General features: G+C 52.1%; 14 protein-coding genes. 8 read left to right on the top strand and 6 right to left on the bottom strand.

Annotation, left to right across the window (positions count from 1 at the left end; translation table 11 throughout):
* Positions 1 to 96: 96 nt before the first annotated feature.
* The 3 genes from EHT25_RS18575 to moaA all read right to left on the bottom strand — a co-directional run bounded on the left by EHT25_RS18575 (position 97) and on the right by moaA (position 5,351).
* Positions 97 to 2,514: an ABC transporter permease gene (locus tag EHT25_RS18575; RefSeq protein ID WP_124876623.1), complete on the bottom strand. Its 2,418-nt coding sequence runs from the start codon at positions 2,512 to 2,514 to the stop codon at positions 97 to 99.
* Between the two features lie 174 nt (positions 2,515 to 2,688).
* Complete coding sequence (locus EHT25_RS18570; protein ID WP_185731411.1) at positions 2,689 to 4,017, bottom strand: serine hydrolase domain-containing protein; 1,329 nt, start codon at positions 4,015 to 4,017, stop codon at positions 2,689 to 2,691.
* 353 nt (positions 4,018 to 4,370) lie between these two features.
* Positions 4,371 to 5,351, bottom strand: coding sequence for a GTP 3',8-cyclase MoaA (moaA, locus tag EHT25_RS18565; protein ID WP_124876621.1), 981 nt, complete (start codon positions 5,349 to 5,351; stop codon positions 4,371 to 4,373).
* 137 nt (positions 5,352 to 5,488) lie between these two features.
* Here moaA and EHT25_RS18560 point away from each other — a divergent pair, with 137 nt between their 5' ends.
* The 5 genes from EHT25_RS18560 (at position 5,489) to EHT25_RS18540 (ending at position 9,350) form a co-directional block, all read left to right on the top strand.
* The gene (locus EHT25_RS18560) at positions 5,489 to 6,007 is read left to right on the top strand and encodes an RNA polymerase sigma factor (RefSeq protein WP_124877103.1); all 519 of its coding nucleotides are present in this window, start codon (positions 5,489 to 5,491) and stop codon (positions 6,005 to 6,007) included.
* A gap of 131 nt (positions 6,008 to 6,138) precedes the next feature.
* Complete coding sequence (locus EHT25_RS18555; protein WP_124876620.1) at positions 6,139 to 6,954, top strand: HEAT repeat domain-containing protein; 816 nt, start codon at positions 6,139 to 6,141, stop codon at positions 6,952 to 6,954.
* Positions 6,955 to 7,063: 109 nt separating this feature from the next.
* Complete coding sequence (locus EHT25_RS18550; protein WP_124876619.1) at positions 7,064 to 7,936, top strand: DUF4097 family beta strand repeat-containing protein; 873 nt, start codon at positions 7,064 to 7,066, stop codon at positions 7,934 to 7,936.
* A 103-nt stretch (positions 7,937 to 8,039) separates the two neighbouring features.
* The gene (locus EHT25_RS18545; RefSeq protein WP_124876618.1) at positions 8,040 to 8,888 is read left to right on the top strand and encodes a DUF4097 family beta strand repeat-containing protein; all 849 of its coding nucleotides are present in this window, start codon (positions 8,040 to 8,042) and stop codon (positions 8,886 to 8,888) included.
* Positions 8,889 to 8,930: 42 nt separating this feature from the next.
* The gene (locus EHT25_RS18540) at positions 8,931 to 9,350 is read left to right on the top strand and encodes an organic hydroperoxide resistance protein (protein ID WP_124876617.1); all 420 of its coding nucleotides are present in this window, start codon (positions 8,931 to 8,933) and stop codon (positions 9,348 to 9,350) included.
* Between the two features lie 75 nt (positions 9,351 to 9,425).
* Here EHT25_RS18540 and EHT25_RS18535 read toward each other — a convergent pair whose 3' ends face one another.
* Positions 9,426 to 9,842 carry a phage holin family protein gene (locus tag EHT25_RS18535; protein ID WP_124876616.1) on the bottom strand — a complete coding sequence of 139 codons (417 nt, stop codon included), beginning with the start codon at positions 9,840 to 9,842 and terminating at the stop codon, positions 9,426 to 9,428.
* Positions 9,843 to 9,923: 81 nt separating this feature from the next.
* Here EHT25_RS18535 and EHT25_RS18530 point away from each other — a divergent pair, with 81 nt between their 5' ends.
* The 3 genes from EHT25_RS18530 (at position 9,924) to EHT25_RS18520 (ending at position 15,105) form a co-directional block, all read left to right on the top strand.
* Positions 9,924 to 10,661, top strand: a complete 738-nt coding sequence (locus tag EHT25_RS18530; RefSeq protein ID WP_124876615.1) for a class I SAM-dependent methyltransferase — start codon at positions 9,924 to 9,926, stop codon at positions 10,659 to 10,661.
* 70 nt (positions 10,662 to 10,731) lie between these two features.
* Entirely contained in the window at positions 10,732 to 12,192 is a 1,461-nt protein-coding gene (locus tag EHT25_RS18525; protein WP_229311635.1) for an MFS transporter, read from the top strand.
* A gap of 162 nt (positions 12,193 to 12,354) precedes the next feature.
* Complete coding sequence (locus EHT25_RS18520; protein ID WP_124876614.1) at positions 12,355 to 15,105, top strand: alpha-d-galacturonidase; 2,751 nt, start codon at positions 12,355 to 12,357, stop codon at positions 15,103 to 15,105.
* 6 nt (positions 15,106 to 15,111) lie between these two features.
* On the opposite strand, the gene EHT25_RS18515 is transcribed toward EHT25_RS18520, so the two are convergent.
* Positions 15,112 to 15,876, bottom strand: a complete 765-nt coding sequence (locus EHT25_RS18515; protein WP_124876613.1) for a DeoR/GlpR family DNA-binding transcription regulator — start codon at positions 15,874 to 15,876, stop codon at positions 15,112 to 15,114.
* A gap of 206 nt (positions 15,877 to 16,082) precedes the next feature.
* Entirely contained in the window at positions 16,083 to 17,696 is a 1,614-nt protein-coding gene (locus tag EHT25_RS18510) for a DUF5060 domain-containing protein (protein WP_229311634.1), read from the bottom strand.
* Positions 17,697 to 17,786 lie beyond the last annotated feature (90 nt).

Raw genomic sequence — 17,786 nt, 5'->3', positions numbered from 1 at the left:
AAAAGAACTTTGCAATACAAAGTAATTAGGCAAAAAAATGAGACAAGAGACTTCTTTTTACCGATCTCCTGTCTCACCTCTTTACGCGCCAGTGCCCTACTCCGCCCGCAGGCTTTTCACTGGATTCATCAGCGCGGCCTTAATCGACTGGAAACCGATGGTTAGCAGGGCAACGGCAATTGCCAGAAAACCGGCCAGCACAAACATCCACCACTCGACGGCAATTTTGTATTCAAACGCCTGAAGCCATTTATTCATCGCGTACCAGGCCACGGGCGACGCCAGCACCAGCGCAATCAGCACCAGCTTGACGAACTCGCGGGAGAGCAGGCCGACGATGCTGCCAATCGACGCGCCCAGCACTTTCCGAACGCCGATCTCTTTCGTGCGCTGCTCGGCCGTAAAAATGGCCAGGCCCAGCAAACCCAGACAGGCGACGAAAATGGTCAGCCCGGAAAAGATACCGAGAATTTTACCGATCTTCTGTTCGGCTTCGTAGGTCTGCATAAACCGCTCATCCAGAAATGAATACGAGAACGGCTGATCCAGTTTGAAGGCATCCCACTGCTTTTTAACGGAGACCAGTAGCCCGGCAACCTCGCGGGTTTTCACCTTTACGATCATCGTTCCGTTGGTTTTGGCCAGCACCATCACCAAAGGCGTAATTTTCTCGTGCAACGACCGAAAGTGAAAATCCTTCACGACACCAACCACCCGGTACGTCGAACTTATCCCCTCCCGATCCTGACGCGTCACGGTATGGCCCAATGCTTTTCCATTCCACCCGAAAAGTCTGGCGGCAGTCTCGTTGAGAATAATGCCCGTTGAATCGGTGCCAAATTCTTTGGAAAAATTCCGCCCGGCGACTATTTTCATGCCCAGCGTCGAAATGTAAGTATAATCGATATCGTAGCGTAACGTCTTGATCAACTGGGTCGAATTGTTATCGCCATAGACGATAAAATTGTTGTTGTTGCTCGGACCGGCCGGTATATAGCCCGACTGGCTGACGTTTACTACGCGCGGATCCTGCAACAGCAGATCGCGGAATACGTCCTCTTTCGGACCCAGCGCCCAGGTGTCGAACACCAGCACCTGGTCCTTGTCAAAGCCCAGATTTTTTTTCTGAATGTAGTCAAGTTGCTGATAAACAACGGTCGTTCCAACCATCAGCAGAATCGCGATGAAGAACTGAAAAACCACCAGACCACTGCGCAAGCCAATACCGGTTTTCCCGGCACTAAACCGCCCTTTCAACACCGCCACCGGTTTGAACGAAGCCAGGAAAAACGCCGGGTAACTGCCCGCTAGCACACCTACGAATAACCCGAACAGCAACAGACCCGGCAACAGCCAGGGCGCATCGACAAAGCTGAACGTCAAGGCTTTGCCCGATAAGCTATTGAAAACCGGTAACGTCAGATACACCAGCGCCAACGCCACCACCAGCGAAATCGCGGTCAGCAGAATGGATTCGATCAGAAATTGTCCCGCCAGTTCCAGCCGGATTGAGCCCATTACCTTCCGGATGCCTACTTCCTTGGCCCGTTTAGACGCTCCGGCGGTCGACAGATTCATGAAATTGATGCTGGCAATCAGCAGCACAAAAACCGCTACCGCCCCGAACAGGTACACATATTGGATGTTGCCGGTTGGCTCTATCTGGTACGCTGAATCCGAATGCAGGTGAATGTCCGTCAGCGGTTGCAGGAATAGCCCCAGGTCGTTGCCCTTCTGCCGGAATAGTTTGTAGTTCATTTTGAACGCTTTCTCGATTTCCGGCCCCATGTATTTTTCGACCACCTGCGGCAGTTTGGCTTCCAGTTGTTTATAATTGTAATTTTTGGGAAGCACCAGATAGGTGAAGAATTCCGACGTCATCCAGGAGGTCGACTGGCCTTCCGGCAAGCTCGCCATCGAGGTAAATACATCGAAATGGAAGTGGGCGTTGGTCGGAATTTCTTCCATCACGCCGGTGACTGTCATGGGTTTATCGACCCCTTTCACCTGAATCATTTTCCCCACTATATCCTCCCGACCGAACAGTTTCTGCGCCGTCGGTTTGGTCAGCACCACCGTATTGGGTTGCGTTAGAGCGGTTTTCGGATCACCCTGCAACAGCGGAAAGCTGAAAACCCGGAAGAAATTGGAATCGACAAACGCCATCCGTTCTTCGTTGAACAGCTTTTCCCCAACCAGATACCTGGGCGTTCCGCCGACGCGTAACCGCGTGGCTTCTTCCACTTCGGGGTAATCGGCCTTGAGCGTTCGGGCAACGGCTGGCATCACGTGCGCTTCGTTCATGATGCCGCCCTGCACCGTGCCCCGGAACACCACGCGGACGATGCGGTTTGCCTTGGCGTGAAACCGGTCGTAACTCAGTTCATTGAGTACGAACAGACTGATCAGCAGGCAGGTCGCCAGTCCAATGGCCAGCCCAACGATGTTGATGGCCGAGAAAACCCGGTTGCGGATCAGATTCCGCCAGGCGATTTTGAAGTAATTACGGATCATAACAAAAGTGGAAAAATAGCGCTGAACGATGAATAAACTAAGGTGATCAAAACGGGTGCCAGTTCAACAAAAAGGCCTTTTCTGGTGAATTATGCGGTTTTTCTGAATTAAAAAAGTATCTATTGTCCCGATACGGACATTCTTTCCGTCCCGTTTCGGACAGTTGGTTGGGAATCATTTTCGGCTTAAATAATACACATTGTCCGTCTCTTTGATCAACAACTCGCCCTTGTCAGGATGAAATTCAAAAAACGTCCCCGTCGGCGCGTGCATGAAATAGTTCGGGTTGATCGGAACCACCTCAAACGATTTGCCCTTCGTTTCCAGCACGAGTTGCGATCCGGTTTTTGTGCAGGTCACCACAATGGGCAAGTGCGCCGACGCATACTGCCCCATGTATTGATCCAGCGCATTGCTTTTCAGCGCAACGGTTTTAGAAAACGGCACGGAATACGGTTGCTGAAAGCTGATTTTCAAAACTGCATCCAGAATGTCCGTTCGCGGGTAAACGATGCCATTCGTGCAATAAGCAATCGCCCGTTTTGATTCGGGAAAATACCGAACGGCGGAATAAAACTCTTCAATCCGACCGTTGTGGCCGTACCCGGTTTTTGCCCCAAAATCGTACGGAAACAGGCCCATGCCGTAGCCATCCACCATTGTTTTCATCCGATCCAGACTCGCTGGTTTTACCAGTTTAAGCGCGAACAAAGCCTCAATGAATTTCACCAGATCGGTCGGTGTCGAGACGATAGAACCCGCCCCGCTGTGAATACTCAGGTCCGTTTCCTTCTGACTTTTCCAGTTGCCTTCGGCGAATTTATAGGAACGACTTTCGTGTTGTTCGGGTGAAATTTTCTGACCGTAATACGTATCTTTCAAGCCAATCTTCGACGTAATCCGTTGTTTTAACGCGCTGGCATACGGCATTTTACCGACTTTTTCGAGAATGTAACTCAACAGCAGGTAATTGGTGTTGCAGTACTCGGCCCGGGTTTCGGGCTCAAAATCAGGGGCTTTCGACGCAATGACACGGAGCAATTGCTCGTGGGTTTGCGGCTGATCCATCCAATCCGGAAAACCGGTATCATCGGCGGTGTAATTGTGCAAACCGCTCCGGTGGCTGAGCAACTGCCCGATCGTGATTTTCGGCGCATTGGGTAGTTCCGGGAAAAACGCAGCCAGTTTTTGATCGAGACTTAGTTTACCCTCGTCGATCAACTGAAAAATCATCACCGCTGTAAACAGTTTCGACACGGAACCGATCCGGTATCTGGTCTGAACCGTGGCCGGTACGGTTTTTCCCTCGTCCTGAAACGCAGCGCCCACCGCACGCCGATACTGGACTTTCCCATCAACCGAAATCGTTAGACTACCCATCGCCAGATCACGGCTGGCCAGCGCATCGAACAGACTATCCAGTTTCTTTGCGTCAGGTGTCTGACCAAAACCGGCCAAGTCCGAAAACAGCCCCAGAAATAGTAAAAGTGTCCAGCGTTTCATGCGATCGTCAAACCGGTTTTTCCGGTGATTCGTACAACTTATGTCATTATCAATACTCCAAAAGTATTGGCAATAACAGGTACTATGTATTACATAATACATCGAAGGTAAAATAATCCGATGAGTGGTAAGTACTGGTTTTTGGCTTTCCAGACTTTCTGCAAGCGGCCAAAAAGGTTGAATGGTCCGATCGCTACGCGACTGGGTACAAACGGCAGGATTGTCGGGCTACAAACCTTGCGTCGCTACGCGACTGTTCGACGCCCAACGAATTTATTGGGCATGAATGGAGAATAAGAAAACCATCCACGATTCTCAGGAGTGGTTTTATTGACAATTGTTGGATTGATTCATTACCCCCCAATCGTCGACATGGATTCGGTTACCGGCCCGCGCTCGTGTTCGGCTTCGAAGCCGTTTTTGGGGCGGTGACCAAAGGCTTTCAGAAATGCCGCCGTTAACTCGGCGTCGGTTGCGCCAGATCTCAGTAATGCGCGGACATCGAGCACGCCGTTGTCGTACAAACAGGTTTTGAGCGTTCCCTGAGCCGTTAGACGGATGCGGTTGCAGGTGCCGCAGAAAGTGCGCGTAAAAGCGGCAATGATGCCAATGGTTCCCCGATAACCGGGAATTCGATACGTGGCTGCGGTTGAAAACGGTGAATCGGTTTGCCGCTTTAATCCCGGATACAGCAGTTGTAACTCCTGCAAAATCCGGCGGTGCGTCCAGTTCAAAACCGGGTAGTGGCTGCCTTCGCCGTTGAATGGCATTTCTTCGATAAACCGCACCTCAACGGGATGAGCGCGGGTTAGTTCGGCCAGCAACGGAAGGTCTTCACTGTTCTTACCTTCCATTACCACCGCGTTCAGTTTGACCGGGATGTCATTCGCCAATAACGCATCGAGCGTTCCCAAAACCGCCGGAAGTTCGTCGCGCCGGGTGATTTGCCGAAACCGCTCGCGGTCGAGCGTATCAATGCTGAGGTTGACGGAACCAATGCCCATCCGGACCAGTTCGGGCACAAGCGGTTCGGTCAGCACGCCGTTGGTCGTAATGTGCAGTTCCTCAACGCCTTCGGTGGCTTTCAGTCGCCAGAGAAAATCAATCAAACCGTTGCGCACGAAGGGCTCTCCGCCCGTAATCCGGATTTTCGACACCCCCAGCCGGGCCAGCACGCGCACCAGCCGTTCCATCTCCTCATACGTCAGCAACTGATTCTTGGGCAGGTACTTGATTCCCTCTTCGGGCATGCAGTAAAAACACCGGAGATTGCAGCGGTCGGTGACAGCCAGACGGAGATAGGTAATGGGGCGATTATGGTTGTCGAAAATCATTGTAAGCAAGTTACAAAAAACAAGACGAAAAAATTTCATCTCTTTGTGTAACCTTCCCCAACTCGCTCAGTTTCCACAGACAATTAAGCCAAACACGCAAACGTACCCGGTTGAAATCGCTGACAGACAACTCACTCATGATTCAGGTGAAGGACGGCAATCTGGAAAAGATGGGCCTGCTCTTCGAGCGATACCACCGTGCGCTGTTCGGTTTTCTGTACCACATGACGGGACAGACCGATGCGAGTGAGGATCTGGTGCAGAACGTGTTTTACCGAATGCTGAAATACCGGCACACGTTCACCGGCGACGGTGAGTTTCGGACGTGGATGTATCACCTGGCTCGCAACGTTCTGGCCGATCACGTTCGGAAAAACAAGCATTCGGTTCATCATTACGATGTGGCGGATTTTGCCGAGCGCATCGGGGGCGGAACCACTGCCGACGAGCAGATGCAAAAGGAACAGGAGTTGGCTTCCTTGCACGATGCGCTGCGAAAACTGAGCCCGGAAAACCGGGAAGTGTTGATATTGAGCCGGTTCCAGGAACTAAAATACGAAGAAATTGCCCGGATTCTGGACACCACTGAAGGAGCCGTAAAAGTGCGTGTCCATCGGGCGATGAATGAATTGAAACGGGTGTTTTTAAAAGCATAAACACGTACCCACGGAATGATGTACCCACGGACCGGTGGTCCGTGTTTTGAGATTTTAGTTAGCCTAAACTTTAAAAACACGGACCACCGGTCCGTGGGTACATCATTCCGTGGGTACATAATCATACAACCATGAACTGTGAAAGCGCAAAAGAACAATTGATCGATTTGCTGAGTAATCAGATTCCGGAAACCGAACGAGCCGCCGTCGAAGCGCATCTGGCGCAGTGTGCTGACTGTCAGGCGGAACTGGTCGCCACCCGGCAACTCTGGGGAATGATGGGCCATGTGCCGGTGCCCGAACCCGGCGAGAAAGTCCGCTCCCGGTTTTACGCCATGCTGGAATCGGTCCAGGTCGAGGAAGCCAAAAAACGCCGTCGCTCCTGGAAAAGCATCCTGCGCCGGATCAAGCGGTTTTTGACGCCGGAACTCGCCGTTCGGGTGGCCTACAGCCTGGCGCTGGTGCTGATCGGTCTGGCGGGCGGCTACTGGCTGAGTGCCAAGAAAACGCCGGTTTACGAAGAACAAATCAGCGCACTGGATACGCAGGTGAAAGAAATGCGGCAGACGGTTTTGCTGTCGTTGCTCGAAAACCAGTCGGCGACCGAACGGCTGCGGGCGGTCGAATACACGAAAGACATCGAACACGCGGATGAACAGGTCGTTGAAGCCTTGCTGAGTACGCTCAATAACGACTCGAACGTGAACGTCCGGCTGGTAACATTGGAAGCACTGGCCGAACTGGCCGCCGATCCGAAAGTCCGGGAAGGACTGGTGCATTCCATCGTCAAACAGGATTCGCCCATGGTCCAATCGGCCCTGGCCGATGTGATGGTGAAATTGCAGGAAAAACGATCGATCAAACCGCTTCGGGAATTGCTCCGGCAGGAAAATCTCAACGACTTTGTCAAGGTCAAAATCGAACAGTCGATCAAGGATTTGACGTAGAGTGAATGACCATTGACGATCGACCATTGACGATGGTCAAAACAATGGTCAATGGTCGATCGTCAATGGTCCTTTCCCCAACTTCTTTACTCTAACACAAACAACAATCATGAAATCAATTATCACCCTCTTTTTGGTGGGACTGGTGGCTTATGGCATCCCCTCATCGGCTCAGAGCCAGGAGTTTAAGGATCACATCAGCAAGGAATTCACCCTGTCGAAAGACGCAGGCAGCAGTACGCTTGCCATCTACAACATCAGCGGTTTTATCAAAGTCGAGGGCTATTCGGGCACGAAGGTGACCCTGGAAATCGACCGCCGGATCAGTGCTAAAACCGCCGAGTTGCTGGAACAGGGCAAGAAGGAGTTTCTGCTACAGTTTGATCAGGACGCCGATACGATCATGGCCTACATCGCCCAGCCGTACGATTCGCGCCCGAATCAAAACAACTGGCGGAACAACGGCACCAACCACCGCCGGATCGACTACAAATACGATCTCGAATTTACCGTCAAAGTGCCTTACTCAATGAACCTGCACGTTTCGACGGTGAATAATGGCGATGTAACCGTAAAAGACGTAACCGGTTCTTTACATGCGAATAATGTCAACGGAGCCATCAAATTGACCAACATCAAGGGAGCGACCACCGCACACACAATCAACGGAAATGTAGAAGCCAATTACCTGGCTACCCCGCCCGAAAAATCGAAGTATTACACGCTGAACGGCGACATTAAAATCAGTTACCCGGCCAATTTATCCGCCGATCTGAGCTTCAAAAGCTTTCAGGGCGAGTTCTACACCGATTTCCCGGATGCCGAACTGCTGCCGGTCAAAGTGACCAAAACCGAGGAAAAAACCAACAGCGGAACGGTTTACAAACTCACGAAAGACGCATCCATTCGCATCGGAAAAGGCGGCCAAACGCTGCGGTTCGAAACGTTCAATGGCAACGTCTACATCAAAAAACAATCGTAGGTAGTTGACCATCGTCAATCCGTAACTGCAATGGTCCATGGTCAATCGTCGATGGTCAAAAGCCAATCATCTTGAATCAAATAGTAAAAAACAATCTGAAAACATGAAAAAAAATCACATAGCCACCGCCCTTCTGATGTTCGTTTCACTCGCCGGAGCCCCGCGACTGATCGCCCAGACCGATCAGGTGAAGGAACAACTGACCGTGCCGTTGAGCGATCCGAACAAACCGGGCAAACTGCACGTCGGCCTGATCAACGGGTCCATTCACGTAGTCGGTTACGCCGGGAAAGAAGTCGTCATCGATGCCGTTGCGGAACTCAATACCAATTCCAATAAACGAAAAGAGCCTAAACCCGACGAGTTGGCCAACGGCATGAAACGGATCTCGACCCGGGGCGATTTCGACATCAGCGCCGAGGAAAAAAACAACAACATCCATGTGAGTTCCAACTCGATTCGACGAACGGTCAACCTGACGATCAAAGTACCGCAGCAATTTTCGTTGAAAGTCAGCACGGTGAATCACGGCGAGATTTCGATTGAAAATGTAACCGGCGAATTTGAGGTCAATAACGTGAACGGTCCGATTCAACTCACCAACATTGCCGGTTCGGCGGTGGCCAATACCGTCAACGGGTTGTTGAAAGCCAATTTCAAAAGTGTCAATTCGGATGCGCCGATGGCTTTTTCGACCCTCAATGGCAACGTTGATGTTACTTTTCCGGCAACGGCCAAGTTTAACGTCAAGTTAAAATCCGACCGGGGTGAAATCTACAGCGACTTCGACGTGGATGTCGACAAAACCCAGCCGAAAGCAACCCGCAGCAGCCAGGAGGGTATGTACAAGGTCAGCATCGACGACTGGGTGCAGGGTAAAGTCAACGGCGGAGGCCGCGAGGTGATGATGAAAAACATGAACGGCAATATCTACATCCGCAAAGCGAAGTAACGGATTTTGCAACCATTTGCGTTTGCTGCCGGTTGTTTTGAAATGAACAAATTGTATACGGCGAAAGCCACCGCAACCGGAGGCCGCAATGGCCACGTTAAATCACAGGATGGTGCCCTGGATGTCGAAGTACGCGTACCGAAAGAAATGGGTGGTCCCGGCGGGACCTACCTCAATCCTGAAACGTTGTTTGCCGCTGGTTACGCAGCCTGTTTCGATAGTGCCCTGAGTTTGATCATTCGCACGCAAAAAGTAGAAGCCGGTCAGACGAGTGTAACGGCGGATGTGAGTATTGGAAAGAACGATGCGGGCGGATTCGGTCTGGCCGTGGTGCTGGAAATTCAGATTCCGGGCGTCGAGCGGGCCATAGCCCGGGAACTGGCCGAGAAAGCGCATCAGGTTTGCCCTTACTCCAACGCAACCCGTGGAAACATTCCGGTAGATTTGAAAATTGTGGATTGAACCCACCTCATAGCAAGTAAAAAGCCGCCAGGATTCAGTTCCGGCGGCTTTTTGCTTGCTGCAATCACCGGATTTTCATATCCGGAAAACAGAAACCGGCGCCGGCGTCAGCAGCGCGGCTTCCACACGGCGTTCTTCAATGACAGCCTCGGAAGGAGCCAGTGCGCCGTCGACAATCGCTCCGGCAACGGCCACAGAAACTGCGATGACCAGCGCGGGCCAAAACCCGACGATGGTGAAACTGCCCATCATTTTATCGATGAGTTTCAGCAGAATGGCCGTCACCACGATGCGGACAATTCCGGTTAAGAAAAAGAGCGTTACCAGGTTAAGCGGAAATCGGATGATCCAGCCAACGAGGAAATTGAGCATCGCCAGGATAATGGCAATCACGAGAGCGGTACCGAAACTTTTAACATCGACCTGCGGCATGAGATAGGCCAGTCCAAAAATAACGGCAGCATCGAGTAACAAGTGCAAAATAAGGTTCATACGTGCGGGAGAATGGTGGAAAACAATTTGTAAACACTTTCTTTTGCCGCTTGTTCAAACCGTAGATTATTTCAGCCCGCCATGAAAAAACCGCATGTTTTTCTCAGCCTCGTGCTAGTGTCCGTTTATTCGTTCTCCGAACGGGCTTTCGGTCAGCAGCCTGACCCGGTTATCAACGCCCCAAAAGGGGTTTATCAGTACCGGAAAGCTGCGTATGACGGGATCGGCAAAACGTATATGGGCCGGGAAATTTCGCAGGTCATGGGTCATTTGGGAGCCGCCTGGCTCGACCGCCCGGAGCGCGAGCAGGAAGAACGCACCGACCTGTTACTGGAAGCCCTGAACCTGAAACCAACGGACGTCATTGCCGACGTGGGTGCCGGAACCGGGTATTTCACTTTTTTGATGGCACCCAAAGTTCCGAAAGGCCGAATTCTGGCCGTCGACATTGAAAATGAGATGATTGCTGATCTGAATAAAACCAAAAACCGCTCTAAAATTACGAACGTCGAGCCGGTTTTAGGAACGATCACCGATCCGAAACTAGCCGCCAACAGCATCGATATGGCGCTGATGATCGATGCGTACCACGAATTTTCGCACCCCCGCGAAATGATGACAAACATCGTCCGCGCCCTAAAAACCGGTGGCCGGGTCGTGTTGGTCGAATACCGCGCCGAAGACCCGAACGTTCCCATCAAACCGCACCACAAAATGAGCATTGCCCAGGCGAAAAGGGAAATGAAAGCCGTGGGTTTACAGCTCAAAACCGTGTATGATAAACTACCGCAGCAGCACGTGATGATATTTCAGAAATAAGATCGGGACACGGATGCAAAACAACTACCCCAATCCCCTGGTTATTTCCCGGTAGTAACTTCGTTTGCCTGTGTCATCAACCCCTTCAACGGTTTCGTCTTCGTCTCCCAATAAATGGATCATTCTGGGCACGCTCATGTTCGGCACGTTCATGTCGACGCTCGACAGCAGCATCGTCAACATCGCCCTGCCCACCATCCGGCGGGAACTGGGCGCGGGTGACAGCGTCGAGTGGATCGTATTATGTTACCTGCTGACCACCACCAGCACCCTGCTCATTATGGGCAAAATCTCCGACCGGGTGGGTCGCCGAACGCTTTACATCACCGGTTTTTGCGTGTTTGTGCTAGGCTCTCTGCTGTGCGGACTGGCCTGGAACCTCTGGTCGCTGGTGGGGTTTCGGGTTCTTCAGGGGCTGGGGGCTTCCATGATTTACGCCGTCGGTCCGGCCATCATTGGCGACACCTTTGCCCCGCAGGAACGCGGTCAGGCCATGGGGCTGATGGGTTCGATCGTGGCCGCCGGGTCCAGTGCCGGGCCGGTGATCGGCGGTTTTTTGCTGGGAAAATTCGGGTGGTCAAGCATCTTTTTTGTCAATGTTCCCATCGGATTACTGGCGATCTGGCGGGCGTGGACCATCCTGCCCGAAAGCCCCAAGGTTACCAATCAACGCTTCGATATGGCTGGAGCAGGCCTGTTTCTGATTGGTGTTACCACCTTGCTGACCGGGCTTGATTTTGGCCCCGAACCGGCGTACGGCTGGGATAATCCGCTGGTGGTTGCTTTGCTGACCACCGGAGCGGTTTTGCTGCTTTTGTTTCTGCTGTGGGAAAGGCGCGTTCGGGAACCGATGTTGCAACTGAGCCTGTTTCGCATCTGGCCGTATACGTCGGCAATTCTGGCGGCATTTTGCGGATTCGTGGCTTCCGGGGGCAATCTGTTCATCATTCCATTTTTTCTGCAACAGTTGCTGGGGCTTCCTCCCGAACGCGCCGGGATGATCTTACTCGCTGGCCCCGTGACCCTCAGCCTGATTGCGCCCCTGGGTGGTTACCTTTCGAGCCGGGTCAGTACGCGGTGGTTATCGAGCACCGGTCTGTTAATCACGGCCTGCGGCTATTTCGCTTTTTCATTTCTGGATACGGATTGGGGCTGGCAGGATGTCGTCTGGCGGAGTTCGCTGGTGAGTCTGGGTTTTGGCCTTTTTCAATCGCCCAACAGCAGCAGTGCGCTCAACGCGGCACCGATCACCCAACGCGGCATTGCCAGCAGCATGATTGCCTTTATGCGAAACCTGGGCTTTGTCGTCGGTATTGCCATGGCGGCAGCCGTCTGGTATAGCACCCGAAATCGGTGGGCACTGGCGCATGATGCCAGTCCGGAATCAACGGAAGCCCAGCTTCTGGGCATGCATAATGCGTACCTGATCATGAGCGGTTTGGTGTTGACCGGCGCCCTGATTTCGTTCCTGCGGGGCAAGCTGACTTCGCCGGTTTCAAGGCCGATTCAGGCGGAAAATACGATTTCGTAGAATTCAGGGCTTAGCCGCTCACGCTAACATTGTATATTTTTTTGAGAAAATGCTGGAGATTACCGGTATCAAAACCGGGTAAATTTGTCCACTTCCTCCACCTCCCGGATTCGGTTTTCGAATTGAACCGGTTTCTTTTGGGAAGTTCCTAAGCTTTGCTCTATGAACCGCTCCGTCAAACCAATTTCACTTTCGTTTCTTTTCGTATTTCTCAGCCTGATTGCGGCATTTGCGCAGAGTACAGGGAAAAAAGTAACCATCATCACGCCGGTTTCGGCGCACGCGCGGATTGCCTACGGAGTTGAAAAAGTAAAACGGGCGTTGACGAAAGCCGGTTATCAAATCACGGTTTCAAAAGGTGTTTCAGCCAGTGGAAATCAACAGATTGTGGTGGGCCGGTGGGCGGATGCAATTGTTAAACCGCTGGCTTCGCGTTATGGCCAGACAGCGGACAAAGCAGCGGGCAAGGAAAGTTTCACCCTTCGAAAAGACAGTCAAAAACCGCTGCTCATTGCCGGATTCGATCCGTCCGGCGTGTTATACGGTTGTCTGGAATTAGCCGACCAAATCAACAAAACCGGGAAACTTCCCGAAACCATCGCGCTGAACGATCGGCCCGAAATGGTGTTGCGGGGAACGGCCGTGGGCATTCAGAAACCGGTTTATCTGCCCGGCCGCGAGGTGTATGAATATCCGTATACCCCCGAAACCTTTCCGTGGTTATACGACAAAGCACTCTGGATCAAGTACCTGGATGCCATGGCCGAAAACCGGTATAATTCGCTGTATTTGTGGAATGGTCACCCGTTTGCATCGCTCGTTCGGCTTACAGCGTATCCCTACGCCGTGGAAGTCGACGACGCCACCTTTCAAAAAAACGAGGAAATGTTTCGGTTTCTGACCAGCGAAGCCGATAAACGCGGCATCTGGGTGATTCAGATGTTCTACAACATCATCGTTTCGAAGCCTTTTGCCGAAAAACATCACATCAAAACCCAGGACCGAAACCGCCCCATTACCCCGCTCATCGCCGATTACACCCAGAAATCCATTGCCGCATTCGTCCAGAAATACCCGAATGTCGGCCTGCTCATCACGCTTGGCGAAGCGATGGAAGGCGTTGGTCAGGACGATGTCGACTGGTTTACCAAAACGATTATTCCGGGTGTCAAAGACGGGTTGAAGGCCCTCGGCCAAACCAACGAACCGCCCATTGTGCTGCGTGCCCACGATTCCGACGCGCCCCGCGTGATGAAAGCAGCCCTGCCGCTGTACAAAAATCTGTACACGATGGCAAAATACAACGGCGAAGCCCTGACGACCTACACTCCGCGTGGCAAATGGGCGGATTTGCACCGAACGTTGAGCAATATCGGTACCGTGCACGTCGAAAATGTGCATATTCTGGCCAATCTGGAGCCTTTCCGCTACGGTTCGCCCGACTTCATCCAGAAATCCGTTCAGGCCATGCACACCGTTTACGGCGCGAATGGCCTTCATCTATACCCGCAGGCATCGTATTGGGACTGGCCGTATACCGCCGACAAAACCTCGCCCCGCTTGCTTCAGCTCGACCGTGACTGGATCTGGTACAAAACCTGGGCGCGCTACGCCTGGAAGTCCGAACGGGAACGGCCCGCAGAGGTGGCGTATTGGGGCCATCAACTGGCCGATCAATACGGTTTATCGGTCGAAAAAGGCAAAGCGGTGCTGGAAGCTTACGAACAAACCGGTGAGATTTCGCCCAAGCTCCTGCGACGCTACGGCATCACCGACGGCAACCGCCAGACGCTCACGCTGGGTATGCTGATGACTCAACTCATTAACCCGTTTCGGTATGGCTTGTTTACGCTGATGTACGAATCGGAAGCTCCTGAGGGTGAAATGATTATCGAGTATGCCGAGAAAGAGTCGAAGCACGAAAAACACCTTGGCGAAACGCCGGTTCAGGTTGCCGACGAGGTCATCGAACACGGACGAAAAGCGGTGGCCGCCATCGACAAAGCGGCTGGTGCGGTAACCAGAAATAAGGATGAATTTGACCGGTTGAAAAATGACGTTTACGCCCAGAATGCGATGGCGAATTTCTACGCGCAAAAAGCCCGGGCGGCTTTAGCGGTTTTGAAATACACGTATTCAACCGACGTGCGCGACCTCGAAAAAGCCGTTCCGCTGCTGGAAAGCAGTGTAACTCATTACACCGATCTGGTGAATCTGACGAAAGATACGTACCTGTATGCCAATAGCATGCAGACCAAACAGCGCAAAATTCCAATGCGCGGCATCGATGGGACTTACAAAACCTGGGAAGAAATGCTGCCGGTTTACCAGAAAGAACTGGAGCGGTTTAAATCCGTCATCGACTCGCTGAAATCGTCGCCCCCAGGTATTGTCAAACAACCGGTTTTGTTCCGCCCCGCACCCGTTCAGATTCAGAGCCCGACCGCGGAAACCTATTCCGTGGCAAAAGGGCAGCGTGTTTTTTCCGATACAACCGTAGCGATCGGCGAGGTGGCGCCCGAACTAAAAAATCTGAACGGCCTGCAACTGGCGAAGGCGAAACAGCAGCAGGAACGTACCAGCCTGACGTTTACGGCCAGTGTGCCCGTTAAGCTGCTGGTGGGCTTTTTTACCGAAAAGAATCCGAACTACCTTCCGGCACCTGAACTCGAAACCGACGCCAGCGCCAACGACTACGGTCAGTCGGAAATCAAAATCTCGAATGCCCTGCTGCTGAAGGGGTTTCCACCGGTCAACGTGCATGCCTATTCGTTCAAAGCCGGAACGCATACGCTCAACCTGGGAAAAGGAGCCTGCCTGCTGCTCGGTTTTGTGGACGGCAATCAGGAAATACCGGTTTTTGACGCGGGCCTGACGGGTAACAAGAAAAACATCGACTGGCTGTTTGAGTAAACCCGGTTAGGGCGCAATGATCAGCTCAATCTCGTTATCATGAAAAATCTGCTTGTATTTTTCCTGGATCGTGGCGTCGGTAATGATGTAGTCGATCAGCGACAACGCGCCCAGACTGGCAAAAGCGCTCTTGCCGACTTTGGTCGAATCGGCCACCAGATAGGTCACATCGGCGGCATCGATCATGGCTTTTTTCACCACTAAGTCACTGATACTCGGATACGTTAGGCCCGATTTAAGCGAAATGCCCGCCGTCGCCAGAAAGAGTTTCTGGACATTGATGCCCTTGAAAAAATCGGCGGCTTTCTGCCCCGTCAGCGACAGGGTGGGCGGTTTAAACTCCCCGCCGGTCATGATCACCTCGATACCGGTTTCGGCGCCCAGAATCAGGGCGATGTTCAGGGCATTGGTGATGACGGTGAGGTTGCGGTAGCCGCGCAGTTTCTTGGCAATTTCGGTCGTGGTTGAACCCGAATCCAGAATAATGGTGTCGCCACTTTCGATGAATTCCAGGCACTTGGTGGCAATCCGCTCCTTTTTATCGATGTTTTCCTGGTTCCCCAGCGAAACCGTCCGCACCTGATCTTCCACGTTTTTCAGGTACGCCCCGCCGTGGTCCTTGATCACCAGCCCGTCTTTTTCCAGCTTCTCGATGTCCTGACGAATCGTCACCTCCGTCACTTTAAAGATCCGGGCGAGGTTGACGATCTTGGCGGAGCCGTCTTCCTTCAGCAATTCAAGTATTTTATCCCGACGTTGATTCGGTAGCATACGGTTTTATTCTAAACTTCCTGAAAGTGTCAAAAGTAACAAAAAGAACCTTTTCCTCTATCAAATGATTGAACCCGACCCGGTTTGTTAACTAAACCCGATTTTATCGCCTTCGGACCAGAATTTTCTAATTCGTTTTCTTTACTTCTCATTCGTTCTTAACCAACAATAACCACAAACAATAAATACAAAACGAAATAACTTACCTAGTTAACCTGTGTCAGTCGAATGGCCAGATACGGTTTGGCGGGCAAACGGATTTTCTTAAAACCGTCGTCATACACCCGATAATCTTTCACGTCGCCGAGCCGGAATGTCTCCGAAATCGGTGTAATCGTCATGTTCCAGGTGTCGATGAGTTCGGCTTTAAAAACCGCTCCGGTGGGTGGTGCCCCTTTTTTCGGCAGACTGAATACCCACTCCGGCGGCATCTGCTTTCCGAAATAAATCAGGTAGTGGGCGCTGTCGGCCTGCGCCGTTTGGTGGTCTTTCCAGGGGTCCGCCAGTTGCAGCGGGCCGGGTTCTTCTTCAACCAGCTTTCGTAAAAAACCGATTCGCGCCGGACTCTGGCCGTGAAACCGTCCGCCCTCGGCCCAGAAAATCGTGTCGCCCGGCGTGCGGTACGTTTCGCCGTGCGTCACATACGTTCCGGCAATGACGCCCTGCCAGAATGCTTCGGTCATCTCCTCCGGACTCAGCCTGCCCCAGCGCTGCGGCAGATTGCCTTCGTAACAAACCTCGTCGTAGACCACCGGTTTTCGGTAAGCATCGCGCAGCAAAACCGCCCGCCCGAAATCTTCGACCGTCGACCCGTTCTGGATGCTGACGTGGGTGAAATACGGTTTCCAGTTGTCGAAATACTCGGTGCCGTTGTGAATCGAACACAGGTGATGATAGGGGTCGGCTTCCACCACGGCTTTGCTGTAGACGTCCCAGGCTTCGCGGGGTTTATTCTTGATAAAATCGAATTCATTCGCCATCGACCACCAGACATTTTGGTACGCTGATAACCTGGCAACCAGATACTTGATGTAAAACAGATCGTTTTTCATACCCATACTGTCGAACCCCCAGCGGCCTTTGTCGTATGGGTGAAAAATGATCAGGTCGGCTTCGATGTTCAGTTTCGCCAGATCGGTAATGCGCTTTTCCAGATGCCGGAAAAAGGCAGGATTGAAGCGCGTAAAATCCCACTCGTATTTGAGCTTTCCATTCGCCAGCTTGGTGCGGTTTTTTGCTTCGTACGCAAACAGGGCCGGTTCTTCCTCCACATAACTGTACGTTTTCGGGAACACACACATTCTGATTTTATTGAAGGACGAATTCTTCAGCGTGTTCAGCGTCTGCTCCTGCAAGGGTTCCGGCTGGTGGGTCCAGGCGTAGGCCGTCGTTCCAAACGGGTAATACGGTTTTCCGTCGGCGTACTGAAAATGATACATTTCCCGAACCTTCACCGGCCCGTGATTGGTGGCCGATGGCGCGCGACAGGTGAAACTGCCTTTTTTCCCGTTCAGCGGTTTGGCGTTGCTACTCGTCAGGTACGACCACTGGCCCGTCGCATCCGGCATAAACCGGATTTTGTAGACGCCCTCGCCATCATAAAAACCGCTCACCTTGATCTTTTTAGCCCCCGAAGAAAACTCAGCCGTCAGCCAGACATCCGCAAATGGATTTCCGGCAGTTGGCCCCGCCAGCGTGATTTCATAAAGGCCCCATTGCTCAACGGCCTGCTCTGAAGCCGTGGGTCGCTGGGCGGCAAGGAGTTGCGGAAAACACATGAAGCAAAAAAAGAAAAGCCGGATTTGAGCCTGTATAGACATATTTCAAGAAAATATTTTTCGAAAACAAAGTAAAACAAATAAAACGAAATACTTTTATGAAAAAATAAGAAAATACCATTCCGAAATAAT

It is taken from the genome of Larkinella rosea (assembly GCF_003858635.1).
Lineage (GTDB): Bacteria > Bacteroidota > Bacteroidia > Cytophagales > Spirosomataceae > Larkinella > Larkinella rosea.
This window is presented reverse-complemented; position numbering and strand designations above follow the sequence as displayed.

Excerpts from the sequence above, each read along its gene's own strand:
- EHT25_RS18530 (WP_124876615.1), top strand. The coding sequence starts at position 9,924 with ATGAAAAAACCGCATGTTTTTCTCAGCCTCGTGCTAGTGTCCGTTTAT.
- EHT25_RS18555 (WP_124876620.1), top strand. The coding sequence starts at position 6,139 with ATGAACTGTGAAAGCGCAAAAGAACAATTGATCGATTTGCTGAGTAAT.
- EHT25_RS18575 (WP_124876623.1), bottom strand. The coding sequence starts at position 2,514 with ATGATCCGTAATTACTTCAAAATCGCCTGGCGGAATCTGATCCGCAAC.
- EHT25_RS18510 (WP_229311634.1), bottom strand. The coding sequence starts at position 17,696 with ATGTCTATACAGGCTCAAATCCGGCTTTTCTTTTTTTGCTTCATGTGT.
- EHT25_RS18570 (WP_185731411.1), bottom strand. The coding sequence starts at position 4,017 with ATGAAACGCTGGACACTTTTACTATTTCTGGGGCTGTTTTCGGACTTG.
- EHT25_RS18550 (WP_124876619.1), top strand. The coding sequence starts at position 7,064 with ATGAAATCAATTATCACCCTCTTTTTGGTGGGACTGGTGGCTTATGGC.
- EHT25_RS18545 (WP_124876618.1), top strand. The coding sequence starts at position 8,040 with ATGAAAAAAAATCACATAGCCACCGCCCTTCTGATGTTCGTTTCACTC.
- EHT25_RS18540 (WP_124876617.1), top strand. The coding sequence starts at position 8,931 with ATGAACAAATTGTATACGGCGAAAGCCACCGCAACCGGAGGCCGCAAT.
- EHT25_RS18560 (WP_124877103.1), top strand. The coding sequence starts at position 5,489 with ATGATTCAGGTGAAGGACGGCAATCTGGAAAAGATGGGCCTGCTCTTC.
- EHT25_RS18535 (WP_124876616.1), bottom strand. The coding sequence starts at position 9,842 with ATGAACCTTATTTTGCACTTGTTACTCGATGCTGCCGTTATTTTTGGA.
- EHT25_RS18515 (WP_124876613.1), bottom strand. The coding sequence starts at position 15,876 with ATGCTACCGAATCAACGTCGGGATAAAATACTTGAATTGCTGAAGGAA.
- moaA (WP_124876621.1), bottom strand. The coding sequence starts at position 5,351 with ATGATTTTCGACAACCATAATCGCCCCATTACCTATCTCCGTCTGGCT.
- EHT25_RS18520 (WP_124876614.1), top strand. The coding sequence starts at position 12,355 with ATGAACCGCTCCGTCAAACCAATTTCACTTTCGTTTCTTTTCGTATTT.